We start from the raw sequence: 14,028 nt of genomic DNA, 5'->3' as shown, positions 1-14,028 counted from the left end.
GGATTGATCTCTCGCGAAGGACTACGAGGTTGGGTGTCTTAATCGGATTGGTCGTTGCCATCGGATCTCTCGTCAGCGGCTATGTCGCCATGGGTGGGCATCTGTCCGTGATCTGGCAGCCCTGGGAATACGTCATCATCTGCGGCATCGCGATCGGCACATTCATCATTGCGAACCCCATGTCGCTTGTGAAGGACACAGGACGGGCGTCCCTAGAAGCGATCAAGGGAACTGTTCCCAAGAGGGAACAGTATCTATCGATTCTCGGCCTTCTGTATGCTCTGCTGAGAGAGCTGAAGAACAAGCCACGTAATGAGGTTGAGGCACACATCGACACCCCTGAGGAATCGGAAATTTTCAAGGCGTTCCCGAGCGTTCTGAAGGACAAGGACCTGACCCTCTTCATCTGTGACTACGCGCGCCTGATCATTATCGGCAATGCGCGCCCGCATGAGATCGAAGCCCTCATGGAAGAAGAGATCGCTGCGCTCAAGCGCGACCGAACGAAACCCTACTATTCCATCTCCACCGTAGCGGAAGCCCTACCTGCGCTTGGCATCGTGGCGGCCGTGCTGGGTATCGTGAAGGCTCTAGGTGCGATCGACCAGTCTCCCACCATTCTTGGAGGGCTCATTGCATCCGCACTCGTCGGGACGTTCGGGGGCATCTTCATCTCTTATGCTTTTCTTTCGCCGCTCGCCAATAAGGTGAAGGCGACACGAGAGAAGCAGACGCGCGTCTATATCATCGTGAAGCAAGCTTTGATCGCCTACATGAATGGAGCTTTGCCGCAGATTGCCGTCGAGCATGGCCGCAAGGGAATCTCGGTTGAATACCGCCCCACCATTGATGAAGTCGAAACGGCTACCACGACGGGCGGCCGCTCCGAAGACATGAAGGAGGCAGCTTAGTCATGAGCGGCATGCAGAATGCCAACGATATTAGAGACATGCTCCTGGACTCGGCCGGTCTATCCATTGACCGCCTGCCCATGCTCCACGTGATCTTCGATCGCATGTCGACGAGCTGCGCCGAGCACCTGCGCCATATGGCCGCCTCACCCATGTACTACTCGCTGAGTGGCATCGAGAGTGGTCGCATCAGTGAAATTCTGGAGATGTACGAGGCCAATGCAGTGGCCGCGATCTTTCACGCTCCGGACTGGGATAGTCATATTCTGATCGGCTTCGATCGGGACTTCATCTATACGATGGTGGAGGTGCTCTTCGGGTCCGATGGCTCCGAGCCTCCTGTCGAGGAGGCGCGAGGCTTTTCGAACATCGAGCTGCGGATGGCCCAGGTGCTCTTTGAGCAGGTTGCCAAGGCTCTTCAAGCCTCCTTCTCCCTTGTGTCGGATACGAAGTTCAAGCTGGAGCGTCTCGAGACCAGAATGGACTTCGCCGTCATCGGTCGTCGCAACAATCAGGCCGTTGCAGCCAAATTTCTCCTTCAGGCCCTCAACCGCGGTGGGGAGATGTTCGTCATCATCCCACAATCGGCTCTGAACCCGATGAGGAAAGTGCTGTCTCGCGTTGTATCCGGTGAATCGACCAGTCGTGACCCGCGCTGGATGAAGCAAATGGCCAGCGAGGTTCAAAAGACAGAAGTGACCCTCACGGCCGTTCTCGAAGAACGTTTCCTGTCACTTGGCGAGATTGCTGATCTGAAGGTTGGACAGGTCATCGAGTTGCAGGCAACACCCCGGAGTCGGGTCAAGCTCGAAGGAAACCAGCAAGGGCTCTTCTGGTGTCACATCGGACAGGCAGACGGCTCGTATGTTCTAAAGATCGATGAGCCAATCGATCAAGAGAAAGAATTTCTCGATGATGTCCTCGCTCGCTAATGTGATCCTTTTCATAGCCCTCGTCACTACGAGCGCCATGGTTGCGGTCATGTACCGTAAGCTCAAGCGTTTGGATCAATACCACGCAGAGTACAAGCGGATCTTCGACAAGACCGGAGAGGTCTTGATGGGAGCTCAGAACGCCGTGACCAATTTTGGTTCTGAGGGTCGAGTGACCCTCGTTCTCCTCGGCTCGCGAATTGAAGAAGCCCGGACTGCCGCTCAACGCCTCGAAGAGCTCACTCGATCGGCCCATGAGCTGATGCAGTCCCGTCCTCCCAATCCCAATCAGTAAGGGTCTGTACTATGTCAAATCCATTTGAAAATAATTTTCAGGACAAGGTTGCTTGGCAGCAGGAAAGCGAGCTTGGCAAAAGTCTCAACAACGCGGCATCGCGCGACTCGAAAGGGGATGCTGGCCGCAATCTCGACTCCATCCTGAGGATCCCCGTTACAATTCAGGTCGTTCTCGGCTCGGCCACGATGCCGGTTTCGAACCTGATGAAGCTCGGACGCGGTGCTATCGTGCCTCTCGACCACAGAGTTGGCGAGCCGGTCGACGTTGTGGTCAACGGCCGCGTGATCGCTCGCGGGGAAGTTGTCGTCGTGGAAGACGACAATTCCCGGTTTGGTATCTCTCTCACTGAGATCGTTGGCCCTCCCAGCAACGATATGAACGGCTGAAGCGACTTTCACCATGGTTGCGAACATTCCCGTGAAGACGAACAGTGGCACCAGGCCCATGAAAGGGCCGGAACGTGTCGCGACGCTTCTGCTGGCGATGGGAAAGCCCGCAGCCAGTAGAATTCTGAAGCACTTCAGTGATGAGGAGATTCGCCTTGTCACGAGATCTGCCGCTCAACTTGGACCCGTATCGCCATCACAGATAGAGACCCTCATCGATGAGTTTGCCTCGAACTTCTCGTCGGGAGCAGATGTTGTCGGCAGCGTGGCTCACATTGAGAAGCTCCTGGCCGGGATTTTAACGCCTGAACAGATCGCCGAGATCCTGAGCGAAGTCGCCGGGAATGCGAACAGGAGCATCTGGGAGCGCATCTCGACGGTCTCTGAAAGTGCTATTGCTTCTTACCTGATGAAGGAGCATCCCCAAACGGCGGCACTTATTTTGTCCAAGGTGAAGCCATCCTGTGCAGCGAAGGTCATGGCTCAACTTCCTCAGCCCCTGCGCAATAATTTGATGCGTCGTATGCTGAGCATGAAGCCAATCGTCGACGCAACGATGAAGAATATCGAGAAAACTCTCCATGAAGACTTCATGGCGAACTTCTCGAAGAATGCTGGCGCTGACACTCACGCCAAGATCGCCGACATCATCAACAAGATGGAACGCGATCACATGGAGGACGTTCTGAGCAGCCTGTCTGCCGTCAGGCCAAAATCGGCGGAGATTCTCAGAAGTCTCCTCTTCACGTTCGACGATATCGTCAAGCTAACGCCTCGGGATCGTACAACTCTGTTCGATCAAGTTCCTCCGGATCGCGTCGTTTTGGCTCTCAAGGGCACGAACGAGGATTTCCGCAAGGTCGTTCTGACTGCTCTCTCCTCACGCGTACGCCGCATGATCGAGCACGAGTTGGGGAGCAACGAGCCGTCGTCGCAAAGAGACGTCGCCGAAGCCCGCCGCTCCATTACTGATCTCGCTTTGGATATGGCAGGACGGGGTGAAATCGTCATCAACTCAGAACCTGACGACGAGTCCTTTATCTGAGTACCGATGGTAGCCGATGTCTGATTCGGAAGATAAAGAAAGTAAAACAGAAGCGCCTTCTGACAAGAAGGTTAGAGATGCCATCGAGAAGGGGAATATCCCCTTCTCGAGAGAGGCGCCAATGTTCGCGTCGATCCTTAGCATTCTCGTCGTTTTGACATTCGTGACGCGAAGCAACACGAAAGTTCTGGCGGAGAAGCTCTCTCTTTTTGTGGATCGCCCCCAAGATTTCCGTTTGGACTCGGGTGCGGATGCGGCTGTCTTGTTTCAAGCACTTGCTCTTGAGCTCGGTCAGTTTCTTACGCCCATTATTGCAATCCTCGCTGGATGCAGTCTGGCGGCATCTGTCTTCCAGAACATGCCATCTTTCGTGTCCGAGCGAATTCGGCCGCAATGGAACAGAATTTCGCCGATGGGCGGTTGGAAACGAATCTTCGGCCGCTCAGGTCTAGTGGAATTCGCCAAGTCTCTCTTCAAATTCGGGACAATTACGATTGTGTCCCTTCTGCTTCTGAAATCGGAGCAAACCAAGGTCTTCAATGCCATGTTCAGTGACCCGATCCTTATTCCGGAACTCATGCTGATCATGGCAATGCGGCTCGTCTCGGCCATTGCTATTGCGACGATCGCTCTTGTAGCCGCTGACCTGGTCTGGGCCCGGCTCAAGTGGCGGAACGATCTCAAGATGACGCCGCAGGAGGTCAAGGAAGAGTACAAGCAGATGGAAGGCGATCCCATGGTCAAGGCGCGCATGCGCTCTCTGGCTCAGGATCGCGCCCGCAAGCGAATGCTGGCAGCCGTTCCCAAAGCAACTTTCGTGATCGCCAACCCGACGCATTATGCCATTGCACTTCGTTATGAACGCAGCGAGGCAAGTGCACCTGTCGTTGTTGCGAAGGGTAAAGACCTGATCGCCCTGAAAATCCGCGAGACTGCAGAAAAACATGACATTCCGGTTATCGAAGACAAGCCCCTGGCAAGATCCATGTACGATCATGTTGAAGTGGATCGCATGATTCCGCCGGATTTCTACAAGGCCGTCGCTCAGATCCTATTCTACATCCTGACGAGATCCAAATGAAAAGTCTTCCGTCAATCAGCGCAGCAGAGTCATTTGACAAAGAACTTGATGTGAATGCATTTGAAGAAATTCTTGCCTGCAACATCAAAGATGTCATAGCGGACTTCTGCCTGACAGATGCAGACATCATCCGGTCTTATGTGAGCAAACAGTTGCACGGCAACATGAATGAGATCGTGTCGTCCTCCGCTGAGCTTTTCTTCAAAGGCGATACACTCTCTTATGCCCGCGCGGCCGATATCAGCACAGCGCTGGGCCAACCGCCCTGCATCGTTCTTGATATGGAATTCGCACATGACACAGTAAGCGTGTACTTCAAGCTCGTCCTCGGCGAATTTTCTGTCGGGATTCATATTAATAGAGTCCTGCTCTCCAAGAGTCCTGACAGCGACTTTGATCCTCGTTCGTTTGCGGAAATCGTCTCATCGGCGCGGCTGAGACCCCTTCCCCCGAGATTCCGCTCGTCTTACTGCCCTGCAGCTTCTCTGCGGCATTGAGAAATGATGTCGGACCGAAGTCGTGATACGATCCGCTCCCATGCTCTTTGCACTTTCGACAGCCACCATCCTTGCAGGCTGCAATTCAAGGGATAGTCTCTACGCGCATGGGTACTGGGGAACACCCGACGCGCATCGCGGCTACGCGCAATATGCATCACCTTGGGGCCGATGGCGCCCGGATATCCGTGTCGTCGCCGTACTAGACCCGGATGATGCTGCTGAGGTTATTGCTCCTTCGAGCAGTGTGAAGCCCTTGGCTGAACCCAGACCATATGAACACCTCATTGCGTTGCCCGCAGACCCACAGCCCTCTATCCCTACCGCGGCGGTGGTCATCCCGGCTCCACCGACTGTGTTTGAGCAAGCTTCGATGCCGAAGGATCCTCAACCGCACGCCACCGATCTGGCGCCAGCCCCAAGTGAATCGCCGCCCAGTGTCTTCAGCGCCCCACGTCGGACTTCATCGTATGCAGGGACATGGAAAGCGAGGGACCACAAAGGAGATTCTTGCCTTATTCAGCTGTCCAGTGTCGCCTCTTTGGATCTGTATAAAGCATCAACATCTAAATGCTCCGACGAGGCTCTCCGGCAAGTGAACTCCTGGAGTTTCAACGAAAACCGGATCGTGCTTTTCTCTCGTGGCGTAGAAATAGCCCAGCTAACGGGTTCGGAAGCCGCCCTTAGTGGGTCTCTGAGCAAGGCAGGCACCTCGCTCCAGATGTTGCGCTAATGGATCTCTCAGGGCCTCGTGTATAAACCGTCAGAAGCGGTCTGGTCGGGCCTGAGGCCCGGAGCATCGGCACAAAATGTACGGGCATTCGGTGTCCATTGCCCAAAACCTGTCGCAACCATGTTGGCGATGACCCTGCAAACATAACGCTTTTGCGCCGGGTCATTGTCAGGTCCAGCATGATAGCGAGCCACGGCCATTGTCCAGGTCTCATGGCGGCCTTTGAGCTCACTCAGAAAGCGCGCAGCATATTCGACGTTGTCCCGGGGATTCAGCATGCTTTCCACTGACGCGAACTTCTCCCGGTGGTAATGGTGATTGATTTGCATGCAGCCGAGATCGATCAACTTCGCTCCCGCCCGGCGAGCTTCCTCAAACCGCTGAACCGCTTCAGGGAGGCTGCTCGAGAACACTGCTCGCCCCTCAACATTCATCGCGAAAGGCTGCAGAGAGCCACGTCGGCCGGTCTCCGTTAGACCAACTGAGTACAGCATTCCAACGGGAACTCCGTACTTCGCGGAGGCCCGCAGCATCTCTTTCTCACAAAGCTGGCTGCCCGATTGAGCTTCGGCTTGGCTTGAGTTCGCTAAATTAAAGGTACACACCGCCAGGATTGCGGCTGCCCAGGGTACCATCTTCCGTCCGATTGTTAAGAGGCTCTGTTCTCGTGCTGGCATATTGCTTTTCCCGATTCCGAGAATGACCTTCTTGACTGGCTCCACCTTGTTCGAACGATTGCCCCTGAAACTGCATGTCAGATTGCTGCCTTTGTGGGGAGACGCGATCCTGGTCAGCAATACCGTTCACCTGAATGATGATTGCATCGGGACGATAGCCTGACCCACGCAGAAGAGCGGACAGCTTCTCGGAATCATTGCGGAGAAGTTGTGCCGTATCTTCTTTCTCAGTGTGCAGCTCCATTTCGAGACTGTCGCCGGCTAGTCTCATCTTGATGGTCACCACGCCCAGATCGGCGGGGTGAAGCTGCAGGTTGAGGATCCGGAGAGCACTATCGGAAGCCTTTATGGAGAACATGTGGATTGTCCGGTCAGTCGATGCTGCGTGCTGCGCAGCCTCATTGACCATCGAACGAACCTCAGCCCTTACCGAGCTGGCGAGACGCTGAAGCGTTGCTGGGGGAATGCTCGCACCCTCGGTTTGCGCCGCACTTGATGGTGCGCTCTTGCGCGCCTCCAGACGCTCGGCAGCCGCTTTCAACGACTGGTCTTTGTCAAGATTTTGTTCCTCAACCTGTTCTTCATCAACGGGAGTCGCTGCCTCCTGCGGCAGAGGATATCTCGTCAGGTCCTGATGTCTCGGATGGACTGCCTTGGACGGCCTGTCCATGAACTTGTCGACGGAGGCAAATTCCGATGCGCTCTCCTGCCTCTCGTCCTTAATGTCCGCCTCAGTGACAGATGCTTCGATAACGGGCTTGAAATGTGTCTCCTGGTGCTGAACGGCAACCGTAACCCGTTGCTGCACAGGAGAGCCCAAAAGGTCACCGCTATCCTGTATTTGCTGAGTCTCGGAAGGCATCAGCTGGGAAGCGGCGTCACTCGATTGCGCCTTGTCATCAGAACCGGCCGACGGAGCCTGCGGCAGAACGCGCGGTAAGAGCCCTTCCAGCAGCACGAAAACGGGGTTGCTGGTTTCAGAACCTGCCGAATGGGGCGGATCGAGATCCGCTATGAGGTTGAGGACGTCACACTCATCGGGAAGTGGAGCATTCTTTCCGTCGCGACGGTGCCTCCCGGACAGTCCCTCAAGCAATGTGTCGAAGCTGTCCGCTTCAGGGAGCATTCCATTTGCATCACCCGATTCACTTGTAGCCGAACCATCCCGCATTGATTGTGAATCGGCAGGCCTGGGAAGGCTCCTGGACAGGAGGTCAATTGGGCTCATTGAACTGTCGACGCCTGGTTCTTGATCAGCTTATCGATGCGACTAAGAGCATCCTGTGCCTTCAATACCGCCTGAAGCTGTTCTGGCGCTTGCTGCTTAGGAACATCTGATGCAGGAGATGGAGACGTCCAGCCCAGATTGTCTGCCATCTTGTCTCCAGGCATGACACGAATATGCCCCGCCATTGACAGGGCTGAATCCAGGAGTGTTGCGTCGCCAGCCGTGAGCTTCGTTCTATCAATTCCCTTGAGATCTTCCACAGCCATACCAATCGTCTCAGACGAGACGATCATTGCTGCCGCACGATAAAGCTTCGCTCTTGCGGTGCTCGCGACATCACCTTCGGATAGCTCCTTGGCTTTCTCGGCAAGCATTCGGGCTGAATGCGTCTGCCCCTGGTTGATCGAGGAACGGGCTGCCATGAGGTAGATTTCGCGCCTGGCATCAGGCTCAAGATCCATCAGCATCTCGACAACGTCGTCAAATAACGCCGAATCCTTTCCGAAGTCGATCCGGGTCAAGGCTGAGGCGAGGCGCTGTCTGAAATTGCCGGCATAGATCGAATGACGGTATCTGCGCAGATATCCTGAGGACAGCGCCAGAAATTTCCTCATGTCTCCGGTTTGACTTGCCACGAAGACTTGGCGCCGCAATGCCCCTTCTTCCAGAAGTGTGCCCGGGGCCTGAAGCCTGACAAAATCGAGAAGGTCGGAAGACTTTTTCACATCCGCCCGAACCACAAGAGCAGACTGGACCAGCGCTAGCTGAGCCCCCAACGAGGGCGGAAGGGACCGAACATCGATCGACAGGAGCTTTCCTTTTGCCTCCTCCTCACGTCCTTCGACATAGGCGAGGGTTCCCTCAACGAGCGACCTATCCTCAATCGGAATAGCAGGATCGCCCATTTCCAAGAGCTTCCTGAGGATCTGCGGATTGCCGCCACTCAAGACGAATGCGATGGTGGCGCGAATGTTCCTCCCATCTGTCCAGACCTCCGGAGGCAGATCCATGAACCGGTTGTCAAGAATCGTGAGAAGACCACGCTGGCCCATATGAGCCTCGGTCGATCCAGCCGCGATCTGATCTTGCATGAGCTGAAGGGTCCGCAGCATCTGAACAGGGCTTGCGGCGTTCGCTGGTTGAGGTCGCGGCAGATCATGCGACGGCTTTACAATGGATGGCTGCTCGCTTTCCGCATTGGCCGCGCCCGACGCAATGGTCAGGACGAGAGCAAGAGCAGTCTTCAGAAGACTATTCACTTCATTACTCCTGCAGCAGGATTTCCACGCGGCGGTTCTGATCGGCCTTTGGATCAGACGGAACCTTCGGGTCGCGATCTGCATGTCCTTCAACTCGCGCGATCCGATTTTCATCCAAGCCGCCGCGCACAAGCATGTAGAGCGCCATCTGAGCACGGGCATGTGAGAGACGCCAGTTGTCGTAGTTTGCAGACTTGAACGGACGGCTATCCGTATGGCCGCGGATAACGATCCTCCCCGGACGTAACTGTAGAACCGCAGCGATTTTAGCCATCGCATGGACGACCTTCGCATGCGGTTCCGCGGAGCCGACAGTGAACATCGAGAAATCGAAATCATCGGTCAGGCTGATCAGAGTTCCAGCTCCTGTCCGCCGCACTTCGATCTGCGGCTTCGGGGACCTATCTCTGGTTTCCTGGGCTGCGTCCATGATGTCCTTCTTCAACTCGGCGGCCTTCTGGTCGGCAGCTTTGTCCACTGGCTCGGTCGAGACCGCGGCCGCCGGTGACATCTGTGTGCCCGACGCAGCGACCGCATCCGCAGATGCATTTGCGTCTTCGGGCTTGGCTGTATGGCTGGCATCGGGCTGAGCTTTAGGGGCAGTCGCTGCCAGCGCATCGATCTCTGCCTTGGACGGAGCAGGTTTTGCGGTTCCAGGCTTGGGAGCCGCTTCAGCCTTCAACTCCTCAACCGGGGCGACCTGCCAGTAGAGAGGATCGAAGGGGTCTCTGAAGACTTCACCGCCTTTGAGACCAGGAACATCGCTTTCGCCAGGCGTAACGTCTGCTCCCAGCGTGTCGTGGGGATTGGCCTCGATCTCATCCGCGATTCTTGCCAAAACTGCGTAAGGATCCTGAAAGAGAGCGCCCTCTTTGAAACGAGGCTTCTGCAGTTGCTGCGACTTGCCGCCTGTTCCCGGGCCGCTTCCTTTTTCCCTTCCCTCCTTGTCGTCCTCGGCTTCGTTGTCAGGCCGAACATTCTGTGGGTCATCCAAGCCCTTCTTGTTCGACGTGGACTGGGCCAGTTGAACCGGATTGAAGTAGTTGGCGAGCCCCGCCTTGGTCTCCTCATCGGCCAAACCAACAAGCCACATTACAAGAAAGAAGGCCATCATCGCCGTCATGAAATCCGCATGAGCGATCTTCCAGGCGCCACCCTTGGTGGTCTCCTCACCGCCATCGCCTCTGCGGACGATGATGATTTCATGCTTGTCTGAACTGAGCATCGTCACTCTGCCTTGAGCGCCTCTTTCAGGCGGATCGACCAGGAGCTGAGCTGTGTCTGTATCGTTGTATCGCCGGCGACGAGGGTGACTTCCACATCGTCGCTCGGCACGAACTCGATGATACCTTCACGGAGTGCAAAGCGAGCCCGGATGGCCTTCAGCATGTCCTCAGGCCCTGTCACTTTCAGGACGGTAGAGATCTCACCGGATAATATTGTTCCGAGAATCTCGTTGAACTCGAAAAGCGCCTTCTGCTGAAGAGCCTCAGGGATAATCGGAGCGAGGATACGCGCGACCCTGTCCGAGAGAATTCGCTCGAGGTTTCCAAGAGAGTCAACAATCTGGGCCGAGAGCTGCGCGGCTTCCTGCTCGACCCAGAGTTCCCGCTGAACCGCCAGCTCTTCGCAGTGCTTCTCACGCTCGGCGTCCAGCGCCTCCTTGAGCTGTTGGCGCGCCGCTTCTCTCTCTTCGGCCCTGGCCTGGGCTTCGGCAGACCGTATCAGCTCGGCCTGCCGATCGGGCGCGCTTTGGACCCGCACCGGCTCCTCTTCGACAACGGCCTTTACGCGACGCAGCATCCCAAGTCCGAACCCTTCGGAGGCGCTCGGGATGGAGAAGTCCGCAATGAGCCTCGCAACTCCTCCCGACATCAGGCAGCCTCCTGATTGAGCCATTGCCTGAGGATTGCCGCAGCCTGTTCTTCACTGAGTTCGATAATCTGCTCGAGCTTGCGCTGCGGTGTCCTTTGTGTCCCAAGGAGATTTGGCATCGGATCGTCTTGCAGCGCCGGCTGCGGGGCAGGTTCGGCCCGCGCAACCTCTTGGTTGAATGCTTCACTGGCCTCCACCGCCACCAATGTCGCCACCTGCTCCCGTTGGATTTCGAGGTCGGCCTGGTGACGGGCCACGAGCATGCGGACTGCTGGCCGCAAGCCGAACCAAATCAACATTGCACAAAGCGCAAGAACGGTCAGCGCATTCACAACCGTGCCGAACTGGCGCATCAGGATTTCCGCAACCGAGGGTCCTGGAACCGGCTGGAGCACGCCGCCATCGTCGACGAAGCTCACGGCCGCAACCTTGATCTGGTCACCACGGGACTTGTTGAACCCAGCCGCAGAAGAGACGAGCTGCTCGATCTCGGCGACCTTCGCATCGACATCTGCCGATGTTGCACCCTCGCCAAGAAGAGAAGTGATTCGAGACCTGTTGACGAGAACAGCGACGGAGAGATTTCTGATCGAGTAGCCATCACTGATGGTCTGAATCGTCTTGGAGGAAATCTCGTAATTCGTGAGCTCCTCACGGCGCTGGCTATCTTCGCTTGAACTATCGCTCGAATCTCCGCGCACGTTTTCATCCGGAAGATTTTGCTGGACCGTCGTCGGTTTCTGGCCGCTTCTGTTCTGCGAAACTTCGGTTTCCTTCACGGTCCGCGTCGAGCGTTCGACCTTGGACTCCGGATTGAAGATAGTCTCGTTCGTGCTCACCTTGTCTGTATTGAGGCGAGCAGCGACGCTGATTTCGAAGTTTCCGATACCGAGATAGGGAGAAAGGGTTCTTCGAATGCTGTCTTGGATTTCAAGGCCGATCGTTTTTTCAAGGTTGGCCATCTTACCGGTCGATGCGTTGGCGGCATCGTTTCCGGAAGCCAAGAGCGTTCCCTCGGTGTTCATGACCGTGACCTTGTCAACGGCCATTCCAGGGATAGCAGCCGCAACGAGGTGGCGAATGGCCTGAGCCGAAGACGCATCATCGGACGGGGACGTACGGATGACGACCGATGCCGAAGGCGGCTGCTGCTCACGGCGAAAAGAGCCCCGATCAGGCAGAACGATGTGAACGCGTGCAGCCTTGATGCCCTTCATCCCCTGGATAGTACGAGCAAGCTCACCCTCAAGCGCGCGCACTTTCGTGACCTCCTGCATGAAGGAGGTCAGGCCGAGGGAGCCAAGATCGTTGAACAGCTCGTAGCCCGATTTGGAGCTATGAGGGAGCCCCTTCTCGGCCAGAAGCATTCGCGCCTGAGCCGTATTTCCATAGCTAACAAGCAGTGCGGTTCCGTCGGAACTGACGTCGAATGGAATTCCCGCATCCTTGAGGGCGGCGCCCATGCGGCTCACATCTTCGCGGTCCAGTCCGGTATAGAGAGGCTCCTGCGCAGGACGGCTCAGATAATAGGCGCCGATACCTACCATCAGGAACACGGCAAGACCGATTGCGGCCAGAGCCCCCAACCGGCGGGCCCCGAGCTGCATCAGGCTAGTCCACAATCTTTCGGCATGCTGACGACCGGGCATAAAGGATCTCGGCGAAAAATGAATTGTGTCGAGATACCTTTTTGCTCGGTCAACCTTGTGTGAAGGTTGCACCTAGACGGGCAGGCGCAATGTCAAGGAAATGCCTTTCCGAGAGAGGGCATCAGAAGTATGACCTGACAAGTCCGCTGACCAGGATATTCCAACCATCTATCAGGACGAAGAAAAGGATCTTGAACGGGAGGGCAAGGACTGTCGGCGGCATCATCATCATGCCCATCGACATCACCAAGGTCGCCACGATCATGTCAATGACCAGGAAAGGAAGGGCGATGAGAAATCCGATCTCGAACCCTCTCCTCAACTCGGAGATCATGAAAGCCGGAATAAGAACGCGCAGGTCGATCTTCTCTCCCTCATTGACTTTCGGGTAGCTCGCGGCCGCCAGATCCGTAAATGTTTGCAGATCCTTGGGTCGAACATGGGCCAGCATGAACTCACGGAAAGGATCCGTCGTTCTGGTGAATGCCTCCGCCTCGGTGATCCTATTCTCCGTCAGTGGGCGTACGCCATCGTTCCAAGCCCGGTCGAAAGTTGGGCCCATCACGAAGAATGTCATGAAGAGAGAAAGGCTGATCAGGAAGATGTTGGCCGGTGTGCTCTGAAGCCCCAGACCGGAACGCAAGAAGGAGAATGCAACCACAAACCGGGTAAAGCTCGTCACCATGATCAGAAGCCCCGGCGCAAGGGAAAGCACTGTCAGCAAGACGACGAGCTGAATGATCCTCCCGCTTGCAGCCCCATCTCCAGCCGGCAGCAGCGCATCGAGACCAGGAACTTGAGCATATGCGCCTGCACCTGTCATCAACAGGAAGAAAAGGCTCTGAGCGAGAAGGCGAACAGGCATGAAAAAGTCTTCCGTAGTAAAGATGCACTCAAATGATGTGGTCTGAGATGGCTGGCTCTCTCGCTCTCTTTGCCTCACTGAACGACGAGGGTTTCGAGGACGAGTTCCTGAATCACCCCTTTTGACCTTATCTTGGCGCGCTCATTCAGGTCGTCTCTCACATGAAGCAAGCCACTCGGCCCCTGAACTTGAGAGAGCGATACGGTGCGAAGATAAGCCAGCACGTCCTGCCTGGTCTCGGCAACCAGGACGTCCGAATTCAAAACGTCGCCTGACTTATAAACAATAGAGGCCTCAAGCCGGACCCAATCGTTCTCAGAGTTGGCGAGATTGGTCACCACCGGTGCCATTTTCTTGATCGTTATGTCGCCTGTGTATGGGCTCGTATTCGGGACCTTTTGCGGAGCGTCTTTGTACTTCTCCTCAACTCTCCTTTCGATGCTCGATACAATGGTGAGACCAAAGCCTCCGCCTACTACAGCAGAGAGCAGTGTCAGAAGTCCAAGCGTCAGGATCAGGCTTTTGGCTCCCTCTTTCCCAGACGCCTGCCCTGAAGCTGCCGGCAATGCCAGATTCGTCGCCATGAGACTCG

16 protein-coding genes are annotated in these 14,028 nt (G+C 55.9%); 8 read left to right on the top strand and 8 right to left on the bottom strand.

Features of this window, described 5'->3' with window-relative positions:
- Positions 1-29 precede the first annotated feature (29 nt).
- From motA to DC522_RS37345, 8 genes are read left to right on the top strand one after another with little or no spacing between them, the layout of a single operon-like run.
- Positions 30-911, top strand: coding sequence for a flagellar motor stator protein MotA (motA, locus tag DC522_RS21060; protein ID WP_116530590.1), 882 nt, complete (start codon positions 30-32; stop codon positions 909-911).
- A 2-nt stretch (positions 912-913) separates the two neighbouring features.
- Positions 914-1,843 (top strand): flagellar motor switch protein FliM, encoded by a 930-nt coding sequence (locus DC522_RS21055; RefSeq protein WP_116530589.1) that lies wholly within the window; start codon positions 914-916, stop codon positions 1,841-1,843.
- Entirely contained in the window at positions 1,824-2,138 is a 315-nt protein-coding gene (locus DC522_RS21050; RefSeq protein ID WP_116530588.1) for a hypothetical protein, read from the top strand. The genes DC522_RS21055 and DC522_RS21050 overlap by 20 nt, the downstream gene beginning before the upstream one ends.
- 11 nt (positions 2,139-2,149) lie before the next feature.
- Complete coding sequence (fliN, locus tag DC522_RS21045; RefSeq protein ID WP_116530587.1) at positions 2,150-2,527, top strand: flagellar motor switch protein FliN; 378 nt, start codon at positions 2,150-2,152, stop codon at positions 2,525-2,527.
- A gap of 13 nt (positions 2,528-2,540) precedes the next feature.
- The gene (locus DC522_RS21040) at positions 2,541-3,572 is read left to right on the top strand and encodes a flagellar motor switch protein FliG (protein ID WP_116530586.1); all 1,032 of its coding nucleotides are present in this window, start codon (positions 2,541-2,543) and stop codon (positions 3,570-3,572) included.
- 16 nt (positions 3,573-3,588) lie between these two features.
- The gene (gene flhB, locus DC522_RS21035; protein ID WP_116530585.1) at positions 3,589-4,653 is read left to right on the top strand and encodes a flagellar biosynthesis protein FlhB; all 1,065 of its coding nucleotides are present in this window, start codon (positions 3,589-3,591) and stop codon (positions 4,651-4,653) included.
- Positions 4,650-5,150: a hypothetical protein gene (locus DC522_RS21030; RefSeq protein WP_116530584.1), complete on the top strand. Its 501-nt coding sequence runs from the start codon at positions 4,650-4,652 to the stop codon at positions 5,148-5,150. The genes flhB and DC522_RS21030 overlap by 4 nt, the downstream gene beginning before the upstream one ends.
- 40 nt (positions 5,151-5,190) lie before the next feature.
- Positions 5,191-5,883, top strand: coding sequence for an AprI/Inh family metalloprotease inhibitor (locus DC522_RS37345; RefSeq protein WP_116530583.1), 693 nt, complete (start codon positions 5,191-5,193; stop codon positions 5,881-5,883).
- A gap of 8 nt (positions 5,884-5,891) precedes the next feature.
- Here DC522_RS37345 and DC522_RS21020 read toward each other — a convergent pair whose 3' ends face one another.
- The 8 genes from DC522_RS21020 to DC522_RS20985 form a co-directional block, all read right to left on the bottom strand.
- The gene (locus DC522_RS21020) at positions 5,892-6,416 is read right to left on the bottom strand and encodes a transglycosylase SLT domain-containing protein (RefSeq protein WP_245444398.1); all 525 of its coding nucleotides are present in this window, start codon (positions 6,414-6,416) and stop codon (positions 5,892-5,894) included.
- Between the two features lie 58 nt (positions 6,417-6,474).
- Positions 6,475-7,731: a flagellar hook-length control protein FliK gene (locus DC522_RS21015; protein ID WP_165820236.1), complete on the bottom strand. Its 1,257-nt coding sequence runs from the start codon at positions 7,729-7,731 to the stop codon at positions 6,475-6,477.
- Positions 7,732-7,784: 53 nt separating this feature from the next.
- Positions 7,785-8,840, bottom strand: coding sequence for a chemotaxis protein MotC (locus tag DC522_RS21010; protein ID WP_133239332.1), 1,056 nt, complete (start codon positions 8,838-8,840; stop codon positions 7,785-7,787).
- Between the two features lie 211 nt (positions 8,841-9,051).
- A complete protein-coding gene (locus DC522_RS21005; RefSeq protein WP_116530579.1) occupies positions 9,052-10,272 on the bottom strand; it encodes a MotB family protein in 1,221 nt (406 codons plus the stop codon).
- A gap of 2 nt (positions 10,273-10,274) precedes the next feature.
- Entirely contained in the window at positions 10,275-10,922 is a 648-nt protein-coding gene (locus DC522_RS21000) for a hypothetical protein (protein ID WP_116530578.1), read from the bottom strand.
- Entirely contained in the window at positions 10,922-12,571 is a 1,650-nt protein-coding gene (fliF, locus tag DC522_RS20995; protein WP_116530577.1) for a flagellar basal-body MS-ring/collar protein FliF, read from the bottom strand. Before fliF ends, DC522_RS21000 begins: the two co-directional genes overlap by 1 nt.
- Positions 12,572-12,692: 121 nt before the next feature.
- Positions 12,693-13,436: a flagellar type III secretion system pore protein FliP gene (fliP, locus tag DC522_RS20990; RefSeq protein WP_116530576.1), complete on the bottom strand. Its 744-nt coding sequence runs from the start codon at positions 13,434-13,436 to the stop codon at positions 12,693-12,695.
- Positions 13,437-13,510: 74 nt separating this feature from the next.
- Complete coding sequence (locus DC522_RS20985) at positions 13,511-14,020, bottom strand: flagellar basal body-associated FliL family protein (protein ID WP_116530575.1); 510 nt, start codon at positions 14,018-14,020, stop codon at positions 13,511-13,513.
- Positions 14,021-14,028: the final 8 nt, after the last annotated feature.

Origin of the sequence: Microvirga sp. KLBC 81 (assembly GCF_003075415.1) — a bacterium.
Classification (GTDB): domain Bacteria; phylum Pseudomonadota; class Alphaproteobacteria; order Rhizobiales; family Beijerinckiaceae; genus Microvirga.
This window is presented reverse-complemented; position numbering and strand designations above follow the sequence as displayed.

What these genes read in the sequence shown, in the direction of transcription:
- DC522_RS21055 (WP_116530589.1), top strand. Translation starts at nt 914, where the DNA reads ATGAGCGGCATGCAGAATGCCAACGATATTAGAGACATGCTCCTGGAC.
- DC522_RS21050 (WP_116530588.1), top strand. Translation starts at nt 1,824, where the DNA reads ATGATGTCCTCGCTCGCTAATGTGATCCTTTTCATAGCCCTCGTCACT.
- fliN (WP_116530587.1), top strand. Translation starts at nt 2,150, where the DNA reads ATGTCAAATCCATTTGAAAATAATTTTCAGGACAAGGTTGCTTGGCAG.
- DC522_RS21040 (WP_116530586.1), top strand. Translation starts at nt 2,541, where the DNA reads ATGGTTGCGAACATTCCCGTGAAGACGAACAGTGGCACCAGGCCCATG.
- flhB (WP_116530585.1), top strand. Translation starts at nt 3,589, where the DNA reads ATGTCTGATTCGGAAGATAAAGAAAGTAAAACAGAAGCGCCTTCTGAC.
- DC522_RS21030 (WP_116530584.1), top strand. Translation starts at nt 4,650, where the DNA reads ATGAAAAGTCTTCCGTCAATCAGCGCAGCAGAGTCATTTGACAAAGAA.
- DC522_RS37345 (WP_116530583.1), top strand. Translation starts at nt 5,191, where the DNA reads ATGCTCTTTGCACTTTCGACAGCCACCATCCTTGCAGGCTGCAATTCA.
- DC522_RS21020 (WP_245444398.1), bottom strand. Translation starts at nt 6,416, where the DNA reads ATGCTGCGGGCCTCCGCGAAGTACGGAGTTCCCGTTGGAATGCTGTAC.
- DC522_RS21015 (WP_165820236.1), bottom strand. Translation starts at nt 7,731, where the DNA reads ATGCGGGATGGTTCGGCTACAAGTGAATCGGGTGATGCAAATGGAATG.
- DC522_RS21010 (WP_133239332.1), bottom strand. Translation starts at nt 8,840, where the DNA reads ATGGGCCAGCGTGGTCTTCTCACGATTCTTGACAACCGGTTCATGGAT.
- DC522_RS21005 (WP_116530579.1), bottom strand. Translation starts at nt 10,272, where the DNA reads ATGCTCAGTTCAGACAAGCATGAAATCATCATCGTCCGCAGAGGCGAT.
- DC522_RS21000 (WP_116530578.1), bottom strand. Translation starts at nt 10,922, where the DNA reads ATGTCGGGAGGAGTTGCGAGGCTCATTGCGGACTTCTCCATCCCGAGC.
- fliF (WP_116530577.1), bottom strand. Translation starts at nt 12,571, where the DNA reads ATGCCCGGTCGTCAGCATGCCGAAAGATTGTGGACTAGCCTGATGCAG.
- fliP (WP_116530576.1), bottom strand. Translation starts at nt 13,436, where the DNA reads ATGCCTGTTCGCCTTCTCGCTCAGAGCCTTTTCTTCCTGTTGATGACA.
- DC522_RS20985 (WP_116530575.1), bottom strand. Translation starts at nt 14,020, where the DNA reads ATGGCGACGAATCTGGCATTGCCGGCAGCTTCAGGGCAGGCGTCTGGG.